The organism is Halobellus salinus (assembly GCF_014646875.1).
Classification (GTDB): Archaea; Halobacteriota; Halobacteria; order Halobacteriales; family Haloferacaceae; genus Haloquadratum; species Haloquadratum salinum.
This window is the reverse complement of sequence record NZ_BMOC01000001.1, coordinates 272,732-289,021: the sequence shown is the minus strand read 5'-3', so window position 1 is coordinate 289,021 and position 16,290 is coordinate 272,732. Positions and strand designations below refer to the sequence as shown.

Here is a 16,290-nt window from a genome sequence, read left to right as displayed (position 1 = left end):
ACGCCGCCGGGCCTCGGAGTCCGGCTTCGTCCCCCATCGAGAGCCGACACCCACTTGCCCCCCGACGCGCCACTATCACCAATGTCAAACCGACTACTCAAGGTGAACGCCTACACGACGCTGGATCTCGCCGACGCCACCGCCCGCGGCCACGACTTCGAGGAGTCGGGCCCCGCGGTGCTGAACGTCACCTCCCCGCGGAAGAACCCGGATCACGTGAAGTTCCAACTCGAGATCGACAACAGTCACCTCGACGAACTCCCTGCCCACGCCGACGAGGTGACACTGTCGGCCGACGAGGCGCGGACGCTCGGTGACGCGCTCCACTCGCACGCCGACACGGTCGACGCAGCGCAGGGAGCGGATGGCAGCAGCACGGACCGCGACGCGTAGGGGTCGCGTTCGACTGACACGGCCGATTCGACGGATGAACAGCGTTCACAGTGTGGAGCGCGGAAACGGAGTAGTCCGTTAGCCGAGCGTACTACGGCACTATTTTAGGGATACCGAGTCACACTGTAACACACAGCTGTCGAGTAGTACTTCGGATGGGGACGTGATCCGCGTATCCAGGAAGGGACAGGCGACGATTCCAAAGGATCTCCGCGAACGGTTCGGGATCGAAACGCCGGGAAAGGTGCTCATCCGCGAGGAAGGGGGAAAGATCGTGGTCGAACCGCTCCCATCGGTCGAGGACCGCGAGGAAGGGGGAAAGATCGTGGTCGAACCGCTCCCATCGGTCGAGGACCGCGAGGAAGGGGGAAAGATCGTGGTCGAACCGCTCCCCTCGGTCGAGGACCGCGAGGAAGGGGGAAAGATCGTGGTCGAACCGCTCCCCTCGGTCGAGGACCGCGAGGAAGGGGGAAAGATCGTGGTCGAACCGCTCCCATCGGTCGAGGAGATGCAGGGTGTCCACGCCGGTCGCTACGAGCGGGGTGAGGTGTTGGACCGCCTCCGGGGGATGAACGAGAAGGACAAACGGCTCGAACGTGAGCGGAACGAACGCCTCGACCGGGGCCGATGACAGAGTACGTCTTCGACACGGAGCCCCTTGTCGCCTATTTTTATGACGAACCCGGCGCCTCGGACGTAACCGAACGGCTTCAGTCGATCGAACGCGACGACGCGACGGGAGCGGTCTCCCACGCAACCGCGACGGAACTCGTCTCCAAGATCGCACGTCTCGAGACGGGCGAGCCGAACCGGATCTCACCCGGAGACGACGAGTTCGAAATTGGTGAGGGAGATCTGCGGGTTCTTCGTGGCTACGGGGTAACCATCGGGACGCCGCCCTGGAACACCGTCGCCCGAATCAAAGGCGCGGGTGGCATCTCCCTCGGCGATTCGTACGCCGCTGCGTTGGCGCTCAACGAGGGGGCGACACTCGTCGTCGGGGCGGATCCGGAGTTCGACGACTTGCCCGTGGATATCGACATCCGTCGGATCCGGAACGACTCGGTATGAGTATGCGCCCTCGACTACGTGCCTGTGGGCTAATATTGTTCGGCTGAATCGAATATTCACCTTCGAAACCAAACCGAAGCCGGAAGGGATTTTCACCGAGCGTCCCGAACGACCCGTATGCCCACGCTCGACGAGACCGACGTCCGCATCCTCGAACTCCTCGTCGCGGACGCGCGACGCCCCTACAGCGATATCGCCGACGAGGTCGACCTCTCGCCGCCGGCGGTCTCCGACCGGATCGAACGCCTCAGGGAGTCCGGCGTCATCCGACGGTTCACCGTCGACCTCGACCGCTCGCAACTCCGTGCCGGCGTCCCCGTCCTGGTGACGCTCGACCTCCCCGCCGCCGCCGTGGGCGACGTCCGCGCCGACGTCGTGGGCGTGGAGGCAGTCGAACACGTCTTCGTGACCGCCGAGGGCGATGTCGTGTTCCACGCGCGGTTCCGCGCCGACGCCGTCCGCGAGCAGCTCGGCCGGCTGGTGGACCTCTCGCGGGTCGACGACTACGAGGTGCGAATCGTCGACAGCGTTGAGTGGACCCCGTCGCTCGGCGGGTCGGAGTTCGCGCTGTCGTGTGCGGAGTGTGGCAACACCGTCACCAGCGAGGGGGAACACGAGCGGCTCGGCGGCGACCAGTACCACTTCTGCTGTCCGTCGTGTCTGGCCCAGTTCCGCGAGCGCTACGAGGAGTTCGAGGCCGGGGCGGAGTGAACCGCTCGGGAGCGTTCCCGGCCGCGGACTTTGTATTCGAACGTTCTGACCTCCAGCGAAGACGGCTTCGAACGTTCTGACCCCCGGCGAAGGCGGCTTCGAAAGGGACAACCGACCTAAAGGAAGAGAGCGTATCCCTATACACCCATGAGTAGACGAACAATCCACCTCGACGTCAGGGGGATGACCTGCACGAACTGCTCTCAGACGGTGCAGGACGCGCTCGACGCGCTCGACGGGGTCGAAGAGGCGTCGGTAAACGTCGCGACAGACGAGGCGACGGTGACGTACGACTCCGAGCACGCGTCGCTGTCGGCCGTGTACGACGCGGTCGAGGCGGCGGGGTACGACCCGGTCTCCGAGCGCGCCACGGTCGGTGTCTCCGACATGACGTGCGCCAACTGCGCGGAGACGAACCAGTCGCGGCTCGAGTCAACGCCAGGCGTCGTCCGCGCGGACGTGAACTTCGCGACCGACGAAGCGCACGTCGAGTACGTCCCTGGCGAGGTCACGATTGAGGATCTCTACGACGCGATCGAGGCGGCAGGGTACACGCCGGTTCGGGAGTCCGACAACGGGGGCGACGGCGACGACGGGGGCGACAACACGGGGGGCGATAGCGACGCGCGTGACGCCGCCCGGAACGACGAGATCAGACGCCAGAAGCGGCTGACACTGTTCGGGGCCGCGCTTTCGACGCCGCTGGTCGCGATGCTGGTGCTTCACCTGTTCGCACCCGGCGTCGTTCCGGAGACGGTCCCCGGGACCGCGCTCCCGTTCGGGTGGGTCGCGTTCGCCCTGGCGACGCCCGTCCAGGTCGTGCTCGGTCGGGGGTTCTACGAGAACAGCTACACGGCCGTGGTCCGGAACCGGACCGCGAACATGGACGTGTTGATCGCGCTCGGATCGACCACGGCGTACCTCTACTCGGTGGTCGCGTTGCTGGGGCTTCTCCCGGGCGCGGGGCTGTATTTCGACACCGCCGCCCTGATCCTCGTCTTCATCACGCTCGGCAACTACCTCGAAGCCCGCTCGAAGGGGCAGGCGTCGGAAGCGCTGCGATCCTTACTCGAGATGGAAGCCGACACCGCCACGCTGGTCGACGGAGAGGGCGAGACCCACGAGGTCCCGATCGACGAGGTTGAGGTCGGCGACCGGATGTGGGTCCGCCCGGGCGAACAGATTCCGACCGACGGCGTCGTTGTCGACGGCGACTCGGCGGTCGACGAGTCGATGGTGACCGGCGAGTCAGTGCCGGTTTCAAAAGCCGAGGGCGACGACGTGGTCGGCTCGACGCTCAACAAGAACGGCGTCCTGACCGTTGAGGCCACGAAGGTCGGCGCCGACACCGCGATCCAGCAGATCGTCCGCACCGTGAGGGAGGCCCAATCCCGCCAGCCTGAGATCCAGACCGTCGCCGACCGGATCTCGGCGTACTTCGTGCCCGCGGTGATCGCGAACGCGTTGCTGTGGGCGGCCGTCTGGCTGCTCGCGCCCGCAACGCTCGCTGGGTTCGTCGAGTCGCTCCCGCTGTGGGGCGTCATTGTCGGCGGCCCGGTCGTGGCCGGCGGGACGGTCTCGGCCGTCGAATTTTCGGTTCTGGTGTTCGCGTCCGCCGTCCTGATCGCGTGTCCGTGCGCGCTCGGACTCGCCACGCCCGCGGCCACGATGGTCGGGACCTCGATTGGGGCGAACAACGGCGTGGTGTTCAAAGGCGGTGACATCCTTGAGCGCGTTCGCGACGTTGACAGCGTGGTCTTCGACAAGACCGGGACGCTCACCCAAGGCGAGATGTCGCTGACCGACGTGGTCGCGATCGAGCCGACGCCCGACGGCGGCCGACTCAAGGGCGCGGGCGCGCCGGCCGGACCGCAGGCACCGACGGGAGACGCCGACGCCTCGGCCGAGCCACCGACGGGAGACGACGCGCCGGAGTCGGGGGTTACACCTGCCGAGACCGCGGTGCTCCGACTCGCGGCCGCGGCCGAGCGGAACAGCGAGCACCCGCTCGGGCAGGCCATCGTCGACGGCGCCGAAGCCCACGGCATCGACGTGCCCGAGCCGACCGACTTCGAGAACGTCCCCGGACAGGGAGTGACTGCGACCGTCGACGGCGCGCGGCTGCTGGTCGGGAACCGTCGACTGCTCGTGGACGCCGGAATCGACACCGCACCCGCTGAAGACGAGATGCGGCGACTCGAATCGGAGGGCAAGACCGCAATGCTCGTCGGCCGCGTCCCGGCGGCCGCCGAACCGGGTGACGCGCCGAGCGCGGTCGTCGGTGTCGTCGCCGACGCGGACACGGTCAAACCCACCGCGGCCGAGGCGGTGGCCGCGCTCCGCGACCGGGGGCTGGACGTCCACCTGCTCACCGGCGACAACGGACGGACCGCTCGCGCGGTCGCGGAAGACGTCGGGATCGCCCCCGACAACGTCCGCGCGGAGGTGCTCCCCGACCACAAGGCCGATGTCGTCGAGTCGCTTCAGGAGGGTGATCGGAATGCGATGATGGTCGGCGACGGCGTCAACGACGCGCCCGCCTTGGCGGCGGCGCACGTCGGTGCGGCGCTGGGCTCCGGGACCGACGTCGCGATCGAGGCCGCCGACGTGACGCTGATGCGCGATGCACCCCGCGACGTGACGAAGGCCATCCGGATTTCCGCGGGCACCCTCTCGAAGATCAAACAGAACCTGTTCTGGGCGCTGGGGTACAACACCGCGATGATCCCGCTGGCGTCGCTCGGCCTGCTCCAGCCCATCCTCGCGGCGGGCGCTATGGCGCTGTCGTCGGTGTCGGTGCTGACCAACAGCCTGCTGTTCCGGCGGTATTCACCGGATCACGACTACCGGATCCTGGAACTCCTCCGCGGGCGGTAGTCGCACTCCCGTTGTCGAGTGTCACCCCTCGTGGGGTGTCGCCGGCCGGAGCGCGAGCGAACCGCGTCCACCCGCTCCGAGCACGACTGCGAGGAGAACCGACACCGCAGCGACACCCATCAGGACTCCGAGCACCGGGGCGATCAGGAACAGTCCCCCAGCGAGTCCGATGTCGGCAGCGACGATGAAACCCGGATAGAGCGGCGTTCTCGACTGCGACGTCATACACTCCGGTACGACCCTCACGGTGAAGAACCCACGCAAGGCTCAAACAGACGCTGTAGACACTGCGCCAGCCGGGAGTCACGTGGGCTGAGCCGAACCGAAGGTCCCGCCGGACGTCGGCGCTACGCCCCGGCAACGCCAGCGAGCGTGACATCGGCTGGCAAACGACCACCGGGAGTGCGCCAGCCGGGAGTTGAACCACGGTCGCTTCGCTCCCCGATTCAAGTCCCGGTGTATCGATTCTTTGCCTCACTGCGCTCGGCAGAACATGCGCCAGCCGGGAGTTGAACCCGGGCTAGTGGCTTGGGAAGGCCCGCCGTTCCGAACGACAGGATTCGTCACCACCCCCGAACCTCCACGCCATATCCCGGATTTTGGCCTGTTTCAGCCTTGATTTGCGAGGCTTTACTTATAAAAACCCGGGAGCGTGGCGCTCAGACACTACCGATTCGGATGAAGTCCTCGGGTCTCAGAGCTGAAGAAGGATCTGATATCATACCTCCAGATGGGTGGTGATGCTGAATTGCAAGCATATTCAGGATGGATAGCGAGTCCGATGATTGCCGTAGCGAACAACAGCTTGGTTCACTACAACAATCAAGAGACCTCTAGGACACCGAAACACTTCATTTGATCAGCGAGAAACGATCTGGGCCGCTGCTTCAATACCATACTGCGCCTATCAAAAGAATCGATTAACCCAATTACGAGCATCTCTTGGCATCTACCCTGCCCGGAAGGGCGAGGATTCTAGCACGAGACAGCGGGTCAATCCCACGTCTTCGCTGGTAACTTTTCGCCCACCGAACAGGGTCCGGCGAGGCTTTCTCTTCGTAGTTCGGTAATCCCCTCGTTTAAATAATAATCCGATGCCGGGAGTCAAAAAAAAAACGTTGTCGTCGCTACGGTTAATTCTCTGTGCGCCGCCGTCCGATCATCGCCGCAGCGCCGAGTAGAGCGATGATTGCTACGATGATCCCGAAGCCGGGGGTTCCGGTGTCGGTGGTAGTGACCTCAGTCTCTGTAGCCGGAGTGTCTGTCTCCGGCTCCGGCTCAGGTGTGGGTGTCGCCGTATCAGCCTGCGTGATGCTGAGCGTCTCGGTGACGGTATCAGTCTCACCGCTGTCGTCGGTCACAGTAAGTTCAACCGTGTAGTCTCCGGGTTCATCCAGCGAAACGGTCACTGTTTCGCCGGAGAACGTCTGTCCGTTGACGCTCCACTCGTAGGAGACGATCTCACCGTCTTCATCACTCGAATCGACGCCGGACAGCGTGACATCCTCGCCGACTGCAGCTGTTGTCGGATTCAGGGATAGCGATGCTTCCGGGGGAGTCACTGCACTCACAGCGAAGATTGAGGTTCCGGGTGCCCGAGCTTCAAGCACTACACCGTCGGCGGTTTCTTGGGCGACGCTCGTCTCTAAGCGCTGCCAACTACCACCGGTGAGCCTGAATGCCCGCAGGTTCTCCGCAGTCGTCCCGCGTTCCTGCAGGCGTGCATTCGAGATTCGGAACCGGACCGTTCTGATCGTGTCTGACGCATCACCATCAGCTCCTGTGACGGTAATGTCCTGTAGCGATACCGACTGTCCAGGCGCCGGATTGGTGGTCTGCGTTTCCGGATCGAGATCCGTCACCGTCACTTCGGCGGACGAGTCCGTGGTTTCGAGTGTAATCGACTCCACGTTCTCCGATGTCTCGAACGTTGCCGTCGCCGTGCCTGTTTCCGTATCGATCTCTGGAGTCGCTTCCTCTACATTCGTCGCCTGTGCGCCGATCTCGTCAATCGATTCCTGAATCGATTCTGGCGGGTCATCGTCATCGTCATCGTCGCCGCCACCACTGGGCCCACTGGGACCGTCATCGTCGTCGTCAGCCGGTTCGGCGCCGATTTCGAAGGTACCAGCGTTAGTGGCGATCGAGCTTTTGTCACTGCCTAGTGTGCCGAGGTAGACGTACTGGTACGTCCCGTCTTCCCAGTCACTGTTTGTTTCGATGGTGAGGGTGTGTTCGCCGTCTTCGTCAACATCGGCGTCAATTGACGCGTTCAGTGTTGATTTCGGTTCAACGGCGGTGGTTTCAGGCGCGGTCCCGTCAAGATCTTCGGCGATAAAGTCAATCATCGCACCGGCTCCGACGGCACGTGAGACACGCCCGTCAGCGAGCCCGATTCCGTTGACTGACGCACCGTCTTCCACATCAGCTACCCCGTCGACGGTGGCGATCGAGTGCTCGAAGGTACTGTTATTCTGTATATCGAAGTCGCTGTCTAGCTCATCTGAATCGACTTCTATCGTGTGCGAAGAGTCCGTGAATCCTGATTTGTTGTAGACGGCTAAGACGTGAGTCACGTCACTGGTTCCGAGTTCATCCGAAGCATCAACGTCGAATGTGATGTCATCACCGGGCTGCGGATTCTCGGTGGTTTGTGACACGTCAGCTGACCCCTCTTGAACAGACACCGCATCGGTTCCCAGCAGGGTCACATCAGTAAAGGAGATATCGCCGTTGTTGATACTCACTCCGTTGGAGCCCGATTGGAAATTCGAGACTGCGAAGAACACGTAATGGCCGGATTGCGACGCCTCGTATGAGAGGTCTTCAGTATCACCGGCGCTGTCGAGACTGGTGTTTTCGGCGACAAATTCGAACGTTGCGTTATCGTTCGCGTTGTCTTCTGAGAGTAGATCGATTGCTTCTGAGAAGGTATTCGGGATGTCGCCTTCATTCCCACCTGTCATTCGCGCTGCGACGACGGTGATGTTGTCATTGTCCAAATCACCGGTGACAGCTCGATCAGAGATGAATGACAGGCCGATCTCATCCCCTGGTTCATACACGACCATTTTTCCTTTCGCTAAGGATTTTTCTCCGATTCCGGTTCCTTCCGCGTTGATCCGCGGATTTTCAACCGATTCGGCTGCGCCATCGTAATCAACACGGAGCGGGAAGATGGCGCGTTCCCAAGCGTCGACATCGTCATTGACGTTGAATACTTGGTCATTGCCCGGTGGTCCTGCTGACGCGGTGGGTGTGAAGGCGATGGTGCTGATCACCAGACACACCACGACAAAGATGGTGGCGCTAGTTCGCATTTGTCAATTAGGCTTGTTATCCGTGGCTAATTAAGTTTTTATACGGCAGTAGGGAGATATTAACCGGCGTCTCAGTCGAGTGTGCGTGTAGAATGAGCGTCCTGGATTGTATTCCGAAACCAGCTAACGGAGTTTAGATGTCCGATAGTTTGGCCACGAGCGCAAATATGAGGCTGACAACTCCGACCAACCAGAGTTGAAAGCCTGGAATGACCGTGTCAGTCGTGGTCTGTGACTGATTGGGCGAGAGAACCTCTGCCGTCTCTGTCGTCGGATCTTCTCCTGTCCCGTCACTGGCTTGTCCGGATGTCGGAGCGGTATCATCGGTAACTGACTGGTCGCTGGTTGGCGTCGAAGTGCTTGGTTCCAAGGTGGTTGAATCGGCTGAGGTTGTCGGTGCCTGGTCCGTGCCTGTCGCAGGATCAGCTGTCGTGGTCTGGCTTCCAGAGCCAACTCCCCCACTGCTTCCGGAATCATCCGATTCTGCTTCCTCTAAATCAAGTGTTTGCGCGTCGCTAACCCCGAAAATAACTCGTTCATCGAAGACAACTTCTTCCCCCCGGATATTAGCATAGACACGGTAAGACCCTGGGTCGAGCCCACCGGTGTCTACCGTTGCGGTGAAGGTATCGTCGCTTCCAGTAGCCGTCGTTCGAGTTAATTGATCGTCACCAGCGATCACGACTTCAACACGGTCATTCGTTGCGTTATCGCTCAGTCGATCGGTGGTCACGTCAACCGTGACATCGTCACCGACAGTAGCGGACGCAGGTGCGTCAATAGTGGTGTCGAATCCTTTGATGACGAAAGGGTGAATGACTTGATTTGCACCTCGTTCCTGCACTGCAAACACGTATGTCCCCGCGTCTAAGTCGGTAAGGTCAAACGTTACTGTGTCGTTCCCTTCCCCTGACTCACCTTCGACGATCTGGCGATCAGAATTGTACAGGTACACGTTGTAGTCCTGATCAGGGTCTGGTGCTTGGACACTAACATCAATACTCTCGCCGGATTGGGCTTTCCCGATCGCTGAAACGTTGTACGTGGCGCCTTCGAGTTCAACGGTTCGTGTTGGCGTGTCAACGCTTCCTTCTACGCTAATTTCGTACTCGGTGTCAGCGACAACGGGACTAGTCACTGCCGTGAGAAGGAGGGAAACAGCAACGAGTCCAAGAGCCGCTGTTACGAGGACCGACCTCAGGCGCATACTGTGAGCGGTACGGTTCGCATAGTAAAAAGCCACCTATTCGAATTATTCAGCCATCCAACACAATTATGTAAGTGGACTCGCACGCAGTATACAGTGCCTAATATTGGGGAAGGGGCGTACAATCCGACGATTGTCAACACTGTCCAGTCCAGCGCTACATAATGTCTACCGATAAACAACCTGAAGAACAGCAGAACCAACAACTTTCACACGAGACACACCTAGAGGCGCCTGACGCTACTCCTGCCGCGTCAAGCACTGGGTGGTTACTCGATGAATCCAGCGATCAAACACCGACGCTTACGGTTGTTCTGCCGACGCTAAACGAGGAGGAAGGGATTGTTGAGTGTATCGAACGGATCCGGGAAGCGCTGGATGAACTCGGGATTTACGGAGAAATTATTGTCAGTGACAGTTCGACAGATCGGACGCCGGAACTCGCCGAGCAACACGGGGCGATCGTTGTTGAACCGGACGGTGCCGGGTACGGGTACGCGTACCGGTATGCGTTCCAGCGGGCGCGCGGGGAGTACGTGGCGATGGGTGATGCGGATACGACGTACGATTTCACTGAACTCCCGAAACTCTTCTATCACGTCTCAACCGGTGAGGCAGACATCGCGTTGGGCAGCCGCTTCCAAGGGGAAATCCGTGACGGGGCGATGCCAGCGCTCCACGAGTACGTCGGGAACCCGCTTCTCACTCGCTTCCTGAACACGTTTTATAACGCAGAGATTAGTGATGCACACAGCGGGATGCGGGTGTTCGCTCGTGAGGCGATCGAGCAGCTTGAACTTGAAAGCGATGGGATGGAATTTGCAAGCGAGATGCTGATGGAGGCGAGTAGCCGCGGGTTGACGATCGCTGAGGAACCGATTACGTATCACCCGCGGAAAGGCGAGGCGACGCTGGAAAGCTTCAGTGACGGGTGGCGGCATCTCCGATTTATGCTTGTGAACGCGCCGAGTTACTTGTTCTCGCTGCCCGGGATCGTACTGGCACTCGTCGGTGTCTTGTGTTTGACGGCGTCTGTGAGCGGCGTTGAACTTGGCGGTGCGACGTTCGGGATTCGAACGGCGATCGCTGGCAGCTTGCTCGTCTTGACTGGCGTCCAAGTCACCAGCCTCGCCGGGTTTGCCGTGGCTGCTGGAAGCCCGGTCCGTACACGCACGGATCCGCTGTCCCGGTTCCTGACGCAAACCGTGGGCCTCGGCGGGACTGCAACCCTTGGACTACTGTTATTCGGGGCTGGAGTGACATACGCTGCGCTTATCATTTCCGGCTGGGCGTCAAGCGGGTTCTCACAGATCCCGTCTCCCTCCCCGCAGGTGGATCTGCTCGGGTTCACGGCAATCGTGCTCGGTATTCAATTAGTGTTCGCTGGCTTCTTCATCAGCGCGATCAACGAGTAACTCGCTTCGCTCGTGATCGTCGGCACTCTACACGTGTTCGGTGTATACGGAATTGGTTTGGGTGTAGTCGATGGCTTGATTGTGTACAGCGAGAACGGGTCGCTATGACCGACGAGTCGCTTCTGGCAGCGATCACCCCGCGGGTGCTGCTCGGAGGGTTTCTCGTCGTACTTGTCCTTGCAGTAGGGGCTGCGGCTGTCACGTCGACAGCGACACTGGCCCCGTACAATTCGGACTGGGACGGGACGAGCACAGCCCGCAGTACGATTGCAGCACAGTCATCTGCCCCGCCAGTCGTCGTTGAGGCGACGGCGTATGATCGCTTTGCTGGGAACGGGACGCTGGTCGTGATTCAGGCGCCGCGGGACGCGTACACTGCGGCTGACATCCAGCGAGTCCGTGCGTTCGTGGCTCGTGGCGGGACGGTCCTAATTGCTGAGGATCGACGGACGGCAACCAATCAACTGTTAGCACAGCTTGGCGTGTCTGCCCGTCTCGACGGGCGTCCGCTTCGGGATCCACAGCAGTACTACCGGAGTCCTGCACTGCCCGTGATTACAGACACGGCGAACAACTCGACGCTTCGTGGTGTCGACGAATTCACGTTGAACCGCGGGACGGTGTTGCGGTCGACCGACGGAACAGCGATCGCGAACACGTCTGCATTCGCGTATCTTGATCGGAATGGCAACGAACAGTTAGACAGTGGCGAGCGGTTCCGGTCGTACCCGGTGGCGTCGAGTGAACAGGTTGGGTCGGGGCGCGTGGTCGTCGTGAGTGATTCGAGTGTGTTCATCAATCAAATGTTGGAGCGTCCGGGGAACCAGGCGTTGCTCACCCGGTTGCTTGACTCGCACGATCGCGTGGTGCTTGATTACTCGCACGCGCCGGGCACGCCGCCGGTGGTTGTGCTGTGGCTGTGGCTGCACCGGACGGTATGGGCACAAGCCGTGCTCGGCGGCTTTGCTTGTCTCGCAGCCGTTATGTGGACCCACCGTGGCGTTCAACAGCGGCTCAGTACTGTTGCTGCGCACGTGGTCGGACGATTCATGCGGTCGTCCTCAATGGAGTCTGTCGTGCTTACATCGCGTGAACGCGTCCAATTTTTGACGGAGCGGCACCCAGAGTGGGATACTGAGCGTGTGGAACGGATCGCAGAGAGTATGGAGCGCTTGAACGAATCAGCGGCACTTGATACTGATGAGTGAAGAACACGACGGGATGTCACCGACGGAGTTGTATGAGACGATCCACGACGAAGTGACGCGCGTGCTCGTCGGGAACGAAGTTGTCGTCGAACGCCTCTTCTTGGCGTTGTTAACCGGTGGGCACGTCTTGCTTGAAGGTGTGCCGGGGATCGCCAAGACCGTGACGGCTGAGTCGTTCGCGCGAGCGAGCGGACTGTCGTTCAACCGGATTCAAATGACGCCAGACGTGCTGCCAGCGGACGTGACTGGCACGACGATTTACCGGGAGGCAACAGGTGAGTTCGAAGTACAGCGCGGCCCGGTATTTGCGAACATTGTCGTGGCTGACGAGATTAACCGGGCGACGCCGAAAACGCAAAGTGCGTTGCTAGAAGCGATGGGTGAGCAACACGTGACGATCGAAACGGAAACGCACGCGTTACCGGACCCGTTTCTCGTGATTGCAACGCAGAACCCGCTGGAAATGGAAGGCGTGTACGAACTCCCGGAAGCGCAACGCGACCGGTTCCAGTTCAAAATCCGTGTCGGTTATCCGGGGACTGAGGCTGAACACACGATCCTTGACCGGTTCGATTCCGACCCGGAGCTCGGCCCGGCGACAATTACACAGGTTATCGATGCCGGTGACATTGCCTCGGCTCGACAGGCCGTGGCGGACACGTTCGTCGCCCAGCCAGTGAAAGACTATTTGTTGGAGATCGTGACGGCCACGCGTGACAGCGCTCAAACCGAGATCGGAGCGTCGCCACGGGCAGCGCTTGATTTACTGCACGCCGCAAAGGCTCGGGCGGCGGTGGAAGGCCGTCGGTACGTCGTTCCTGACGATGTGAAACACTTAGCTGTTGATGTGCTCGCACACCGCCTCGTGTTAAATACGGATGCGGAACTGAGCGAAACAACGAGTGTGGACACGGTCGAAGCAGTGCTCGAGACGATCGACGCACCGAGCGGCGACATCGCTGCAGCGGTGCCTGACGAACGCGACGAGTAGCTTGAGTTACTCTGTCGTGGATGTCTGCGTGTCCGACGCGTCCGTGTCTTGCGTGTTCCACGCGCATTCGAAGACGAAGTCGTGGTCGTCGACGCGTTGAACGGTGATTCGAGTCGGGGTGTTGAATGCGATGGCAGCGCCGACCGCAACGAACGACGTAAGCAGGTGATCGAACGTGTCCGGCGCTCCGTACGTACTGCCGGTGACAGCGATCACGCACCGCGTGTCGGCTTCGACGGTTGGCGTGATTTGATCGGCTAACTCGAACTGTTCGACGAGCCCGTCAGCTAACTGGTCGAACACCCGTTCCGGATTCGGCTCGGGCTGGGTGGCGAACTCACTGGCACGTCGGAACGCAGCGAGTAACTTCGCCCCGCTTGGATGGACAGCGAGCCCGCGTTGACTCGGCTCTGCTGGCACGACGATCGTTCGTTGGAGGGCGTCCTCGTCCGGGATCGTGTAGTCGTGGTGCTGTGGGAGGAACAGACGGGCGTCCGCCGCACTCTCGCTTGTCACCGGGACGTACACCGGCTTGCCTTGCAGATTCAGATCTGCCCGAAGCCCATCGTACGTGGCTTGTAGCGTGGTTGCGAGGGTTTCACCGACTGTTGCGGTAACGAACTCCTCGGGCGTCAGGTAGTACGTGAGCATCCCAGCAACGAGCGCGCTCCCTCCTAACGCAAGTAACACGTCTCGACTCCCGGGGAACAGTGCCCCGCCGCCAACCGCAACAACGCCGATGAGCACTAGTCCAAGCGCTGTGCGTCGATACTTCGTTTGCCGAGCGCGTACGTATTCCCGACGTAACCGCTGGTTTTCAGCTTGCAGTAATTCGAGTTGTCCCCGCAACTCGTCGCGTGTCGCTGTCCCGTCGCTGGGATCCCGAGTTGCCGTGTCGGTTTCCGTTGTGGTGGTTGTTTCTGTGGGTGTTTCGTTTCCGTGGTCCGTGTCGGCGTCGGTTTCGGATTCGACGTGGTCAGAACTCATTTTTGGGTAGTATTGTCGGGCGTGTCTGTCGCCGTGGGCGCGTCCCCGTGCGGCGTCGTGTCCGCAGGTTCCGAGGGATCTTGACTGGTGTTCGTGTCCGAGTCGCGCGACCGGGACTGAATGTACACTCCGCCGACGCCGACGACGTACGCGACTCCCACAAGACCCGCAGTTTGGAGAAGCGGTGTTGTGAGCCAGACGCTGGCAGTGGCGATCGCTGTGACTACAAGGACGAGTCCGGTGGCTTGCGCGCTGCTTCGACGGGTTGGTGCGAGGAGGGCGCACTCGATGAGTACCGGGCCGATGAGGAGAAGTTCCGTCGCAACCAGCGCCCACCCGGCGGATGGCAGAATCCCGAGTGCAATGACGGCTAAGTGCCCGGCGAGAACGGCACTGATTGCTGGGCCGAGGAGCCATACACCGACGAGTCCAACGGCGACGACGATCTCCACGATGCGTCCAGTGGTGCCGAACAACGCGACAAGCAGGAGCGCCCACGCGACTTCGTACCATTGCCATCGTGCTGCGTGTGTGAGTGACGCGGTCGGGCCGACACGGAGCCGCGTCCAAAGTGACGTTACCGGCGACTGTGGGTGTTGTGAGCCGGAACTCATTGTTGTGCGTGTGTCACCCCGTCCGTGATCACCGCTTGGAGTTTGGCTCCGGGTGCGACTTCGAAGGCCGTGACGTTGTCAAGCCGGTCAAGACGGGTTCGGAATCGTTCGAACGCTGCGTAGCGACTGTACAAGTCGTCGATCGCTGTGATGTCGTCCGCTTCGAAAAGGACTGCAGGCGTAATGAAGACAAGGACTTCCGGGCTGAGTTGCCCGGCGAGTTTCGCTGTGTCATACAGTTCGGCTCGGTGCTGGTCGCCGGTGATGATGGCGACGCGGACATCTTGCCCGTGTCGCTTGAGGTATGTCCGCGCAGTTTGGACCAACGGGTCCCCCTCAATCTGCCGAGTCTGGCTTGCTGTCCCGCGGAGAAACGGTGTGAGTTGCGCGCCGAAGGCGGACTCGTCGGTTCGTAATCGGTCGGCGGCAACTCCGATGTCCAGCGGCGTCGTTCGCACACCGGTTGTCGGGTCGGTCTCGTCGGTGTCTTCGCGCTGGCTGGGTGTGTATAGTCGGTCCCGGAGTTTAAGATACTGTTCAGGCGCAGCGCTGAGTCGCTGGGATGCTTCGACGTCGTGGTTGTCGATTGTGTACAGCCCTACCGGATCGCCGTGTGAGGCCGCGTCGGCAACGAGCGCAGTCCCGATGTGCCGACGGTACTCGACAGGGTCATTTTCCGGGGTTGTTGCCGGTGGCGCCCGGGTGTCAAGCAGAATCGCTAACGGGCGAACGGTTTCGATTTCGAACTCGCGTACGTACACGTCGTCGAGCCGGGCGGTCGCTTTCCAATTGATGCGTGACGCGGGATCGCCCGGTGTGTACGCACGCATCCCAGCCGGGACCATTCCTGGCCCGGTGTTCCCGGATCCGTGTTCACCGAACGTGACGGCGAACTGCTCCCCGGCTTGCCCGACGTGGAGATCCGTTGGTTCGTCCGGGTCGACCGTCACAGTCGCCGTGTCTGTCGACGTAATGGTCGTCTCGAAGAGTCCGTACGCGTCTGATACGGACACTGTGGCCGGTCCGATCGTGTACTTGCCAGCGAACGGGAAGTAGACCTCTGTCGTGAGCGTGAGGTCTGTACTACCTGCTGGTAGGTCCTGTTCGGAGGTGCCCGAGATGTGGATTGCATGGGCTGGATAGTTCGAGTGGACGGTCACTGGGGTATTGACGGACTCGGACAGGTGGACTGCGGTCGTCGCGTCGATCGGTTGCTCCGGACGAACAGTAGGTTGCGAAACCGTGTGTGAGACTTGGAGCGTCTCCGAAATACGCTGTGTGCGTTGCCGAAACACGAGTTCGGATGCGAGTGCCCACGCGAGTAACGCGGCGGCGGGCAGCAGAAACTCGGGATTGGTGAATATGACGGCGAGCACGCCGAAAAACACAGCGAGACCAAGTACACTCCAGTACCGTTCCGTCCGGTGCACGTCTACCCCACGCCCCCACGTCACCGTTAATCTACCTGAACTCACCACTCCGTGTGGGTTCTCCGG

The 16,290-nt window shown here is 61.2% G+C and carries 14 protein-coding genes; 8 read left to right on the top strand and 6 right to left on the bottom strand.

Features of this window, described 5'->3' with window-relative positions:
* Positions 1 to 81 precede the first annotated feature (81 nt).
* The 5 genes from IEX72_RS01435 to IEX72_RS01415 all read left to right on the top strand — a co-directional run bounded on the left by IEX72_RS01435 (position 82) and on the right by IEX72_RS01415 (position 5,052).
* Positions 82 to 393: a DUF6360 family protein gene (locus IEX72_RS01435; protein ID WP_188785597.1), complete on the top strand. Its 312-nt coding sequence runs from the start codon at positions 82 to 84 to the stop codon at positions 391 to 393.
* Between the two features lie 163 nt (positions 394 to 556).
* Positions 557 to 1,024, top strand: coding sequence for an AbrB/MazE/SpoVT family DNA-binding domain-containing protein (locus tag IEX72_RS15120; RefSeq protein ID WP_229663696.1), 468 nt, complete (start codon positions 557 to 559; stop codon positions 1,022 to 1,024).
* Positions 1,021 to 1,464, top strand: coding sequence for a type II toxin-antitoxin system VapC family toxin (locus IEX72_RS01425; RefSeq protein ID WP_188785596.1), 444 nt, complete (start codon positions 1,021 to 1,023; stop codon positions 1,462 to 1,464). Before IEX72_RS15120 ends, IEX72_RS01425 begins: the two co-directional genes overlap by 4 nt.
* A gap of 117 nt (positions 1,465 to 1,581) precedes the next feature.
* Positions 1,582 to 2,175 carry an AsnC family transcriptional regulator gene (locus IEX72_RS01420; RefSeq protein WP_188785595.1) on the top strand — a complete coding sequence of 198 codons (594 nt, stop codon included), beginning with the start codon at positions 1,582 to 1,584 and terminating at the stop codon, positions 2,173 to 2,175.
* A gap of 147 nt (positions 2,176 to 2,322) precedes the next feature.
* On the top strand, positions 2,323 to 5,052 hold the full coding sequence (locus IEX72_RS01415; RefSeq protein ID WP_188785594.1) for a heavy metal translocating P-type ATPase: 2,730 nt from the start codon (positions 2,323 to 2,325) through the stop codon (positions 5,050 to 5,052).
* A 21-nt stretch (positions 5,053 to 5,073) separates the two neighbouring features.
* On the opposite strand, the gene IEX72_RS01410 is transcribed toward IEX72_RS01415, so the two are convergent.
* From IEX72_RS01410 to IEX72_RS01400, 3 genes are all read right to left on the bottom strand, one after another.
* Positions 5,074 to 5,277: a hypothetical protein gene (locus tag IEX72_RS01410; RefSeq protein WP_188785593.1), complete on the bottom strand. Its 204-nt coding sequence runs from the start codon at positions 5,275 to 5,277 to the stop codon at positions 5,074 to 5,076.
* A gap of 908 nt (positions 5,278 to 6,185) precedes the next feature.
* On the bottom strand, positions 6,186 to 8,372 hold the full coding sequence (locus IEX72_RS01405; RefSeq protein WP_188785592.1) for a PKD domain-containing protein: 2,187 nt from the start codon (positions 8,370 to 8,372) through the stop codon (positions 6,186 to 6,188).
* Between the two features lie 133 nt (positions 8,373 to 8,505).
* Positions 8,506 to 9,579 carry a hypothetical protein gene (locus IEX72_RS01400; RefSeq protein ID WP_188785591.1) on the bottom strand — a complete coding sequence of 358 codons (1,074 nt, stop codon included), beginning with the start codon at positions 9,577 to 9,579 and terminating at the stop codon, positions 8,506 to 8,508.
* A gap of 164 nt (positions 9,580 to 9,743) precedes the next feature.
* Here IEX72_RS01400 and IEX72_RS01395 point away from each other — a divergent pair, with 164 nt between their 5' ends.
* From IEX72_RS01395 to IEX72_RS01385, 3 genes are all read left to right on the top strand, one after another.
* Positions 9,744 to 10,994, top strand: a complete 1,251-nt coding sequence (locus tag IEX72_RS01395; protein ID WP_188785590.1) for a glycosyltransferase family 2 protein — start codon at positions 9,744 to 9,746, stop codon at positions 10,992 to 10,994.
* A 104-nt stretch (positions 10,995 to 11,098) separates the two neighbouring features.
* On the top strand, positions 11,099 to 12,202 hold the full coding sequence (locus IEX72_RS01390; protein WP_188785589.1) for a DUF4350 domain-containing protein: 1,104 nt from the start codon (positions 11,099 to 11,101) through the stop codon (positions 12,200 to 12,202).
* A gap of 13 nt (positions 12,203 to 12,215) precedes the next feature.
* The gene (locus IEX72_RS01385) at positions 12,216 to 13,193 is read left to right on the top strand and encodes an AAA family ATPase (protein ID WP_188785588.1); all 978 of its coding nucleotides are present in this window, start codon (positions 12,216 to 12,218) and stop codon (positions 13,191 to 13,193) included.
* Between the two features lie 6 nt (positions 13,194 to 13,199).
* On the opposite strand, the gene IEX72_RS01380 is transcribed toward IEX72_RS01385, so the two are convergent.
* Genes IEX72_RS01380 through IEX72_RS01370 form a run of 3 tightly spaced genes read right to left on the bottom strand, consistent with a single transcriptional unit; the run spans position 13,200 to position 16,224 of the window.
* Positions 13,200 to 14,180, bottom strand: coding sequence for a hypothetical protein (locus IEX72_RS01380; RefSeq protein ID WP_188785587.1), 981 nt, complete (start codon positions 14,178 to 14,180; stop codon positions 13,200 to 13,202).
* Entirely contained in the window at positions 14,177 to 14,794 is a 618-nt protein-coding gene (locus IEX72_RS01375; RefSeq protein ID WP_188785586.1) for a hypothetical protein, read from the bottom strand. The genes IEX72_RS01380 and IEX72_RS01375 overlap by 4 nt, the downstream gene beginning before the upstream one ends.
* Positions 14,791 to 16,224, bottom strand: a complete 1,434-nt coding sequence (locus tag IEX72_RS01370) for a DUF58 domain-containing protein (protein ID WP_188785585.1) — start codon at positions 16,222 to 16,224, stop codon at positions 14,791 to 14,793. Before IEX72_RS01370 ends, IEX72_RS01375 begins: the two co-directional genes overlap by 4 nt.
* Positions 16,225 to 16,290 lie beyond the last annotated feature (66 nt).

Coding starts and splice junctions, on each gene's coding strand:
- IEX72_RS01435 (WP_188785597.1), top strand. CDS start 82: ATGTCAAACCGACTACTCAAGGTGAACGCCTACACGACGCTGGATCTC.
- IEX72_RS01425 (WP_188785596.1), top strand. CDS start 1,021: ATGACAGAGTACGTCTTCGACACGGAGCCCCTTGTCGCCTATTTTTAT.
- IEX72_RS01420 (WP_188785595.1), top strand. CDS start 1,582: ATGCCCACGCTCGACGAGACCGACGTCCGCATCCTCGAACTCCTCGTC.
- IEX72_RS01415 (WP_188785594.1), top strand. CDS start 2,323: ATGAGTAGACGAACAATCCACCTCGACGTCAGGGGGATGACCTGCACG.
- IEX72_RS01410 (WP_188785593.1), bottom strand. CDS start 5,277: ATGACGTCGCAGTCGAGAACGCCGCTCTATCCGGGTTTCATCGTCGCT.
- IEX72_RS01405 (WP_188785592.1), bottom strand. CDS start 8,372: ATGCGAACTAGCGCCACCATCTTTGTCGTGGTGTGTCTGGTGATCAGC.
- IEX72_RS01400 (WP_188785591.1), bottom strand. CDS start 9,579: ATGCGCCTGAGGTCGGTCCTCGTAACAGCGGCTCTTGGACTCGTTGCT.
- IEX72_RS01395 (WP_188785590.1), top strand. CDS start 9,744: ATGTCTACCGATAAACAACCTGAAGAACAGCAGAACCAACAACTTTCA.
- IEX72_RS01390 (WP_188785589.1), top strand. CDS start 11,099: ATGACCGACGAGTCGCTTCTGGCAGCGATCACCCCGCGGGTGCTGCTC.
- IEX72_RS01385 (WP_188785588.1), top strand. CDS start 12,216: ATGTCACCGACGGAGTTGTATGAGACGATCCACGACGAAGTGACGCGC.
- IEX72_RS01380 (WP_188785587.1), bottom strand. CDS start 14,180: ATGAGTTCTGACCACGTCGAATCCGAAACCGACGCCGACACGGACCAC.
- IEX72_RS01375 (WP_188785586.1), bottom strand. CDS start 14,794: ATGAGTTCCGGCTCACAACACCCACAGTCGCCGGTAACGTCACTTTGG.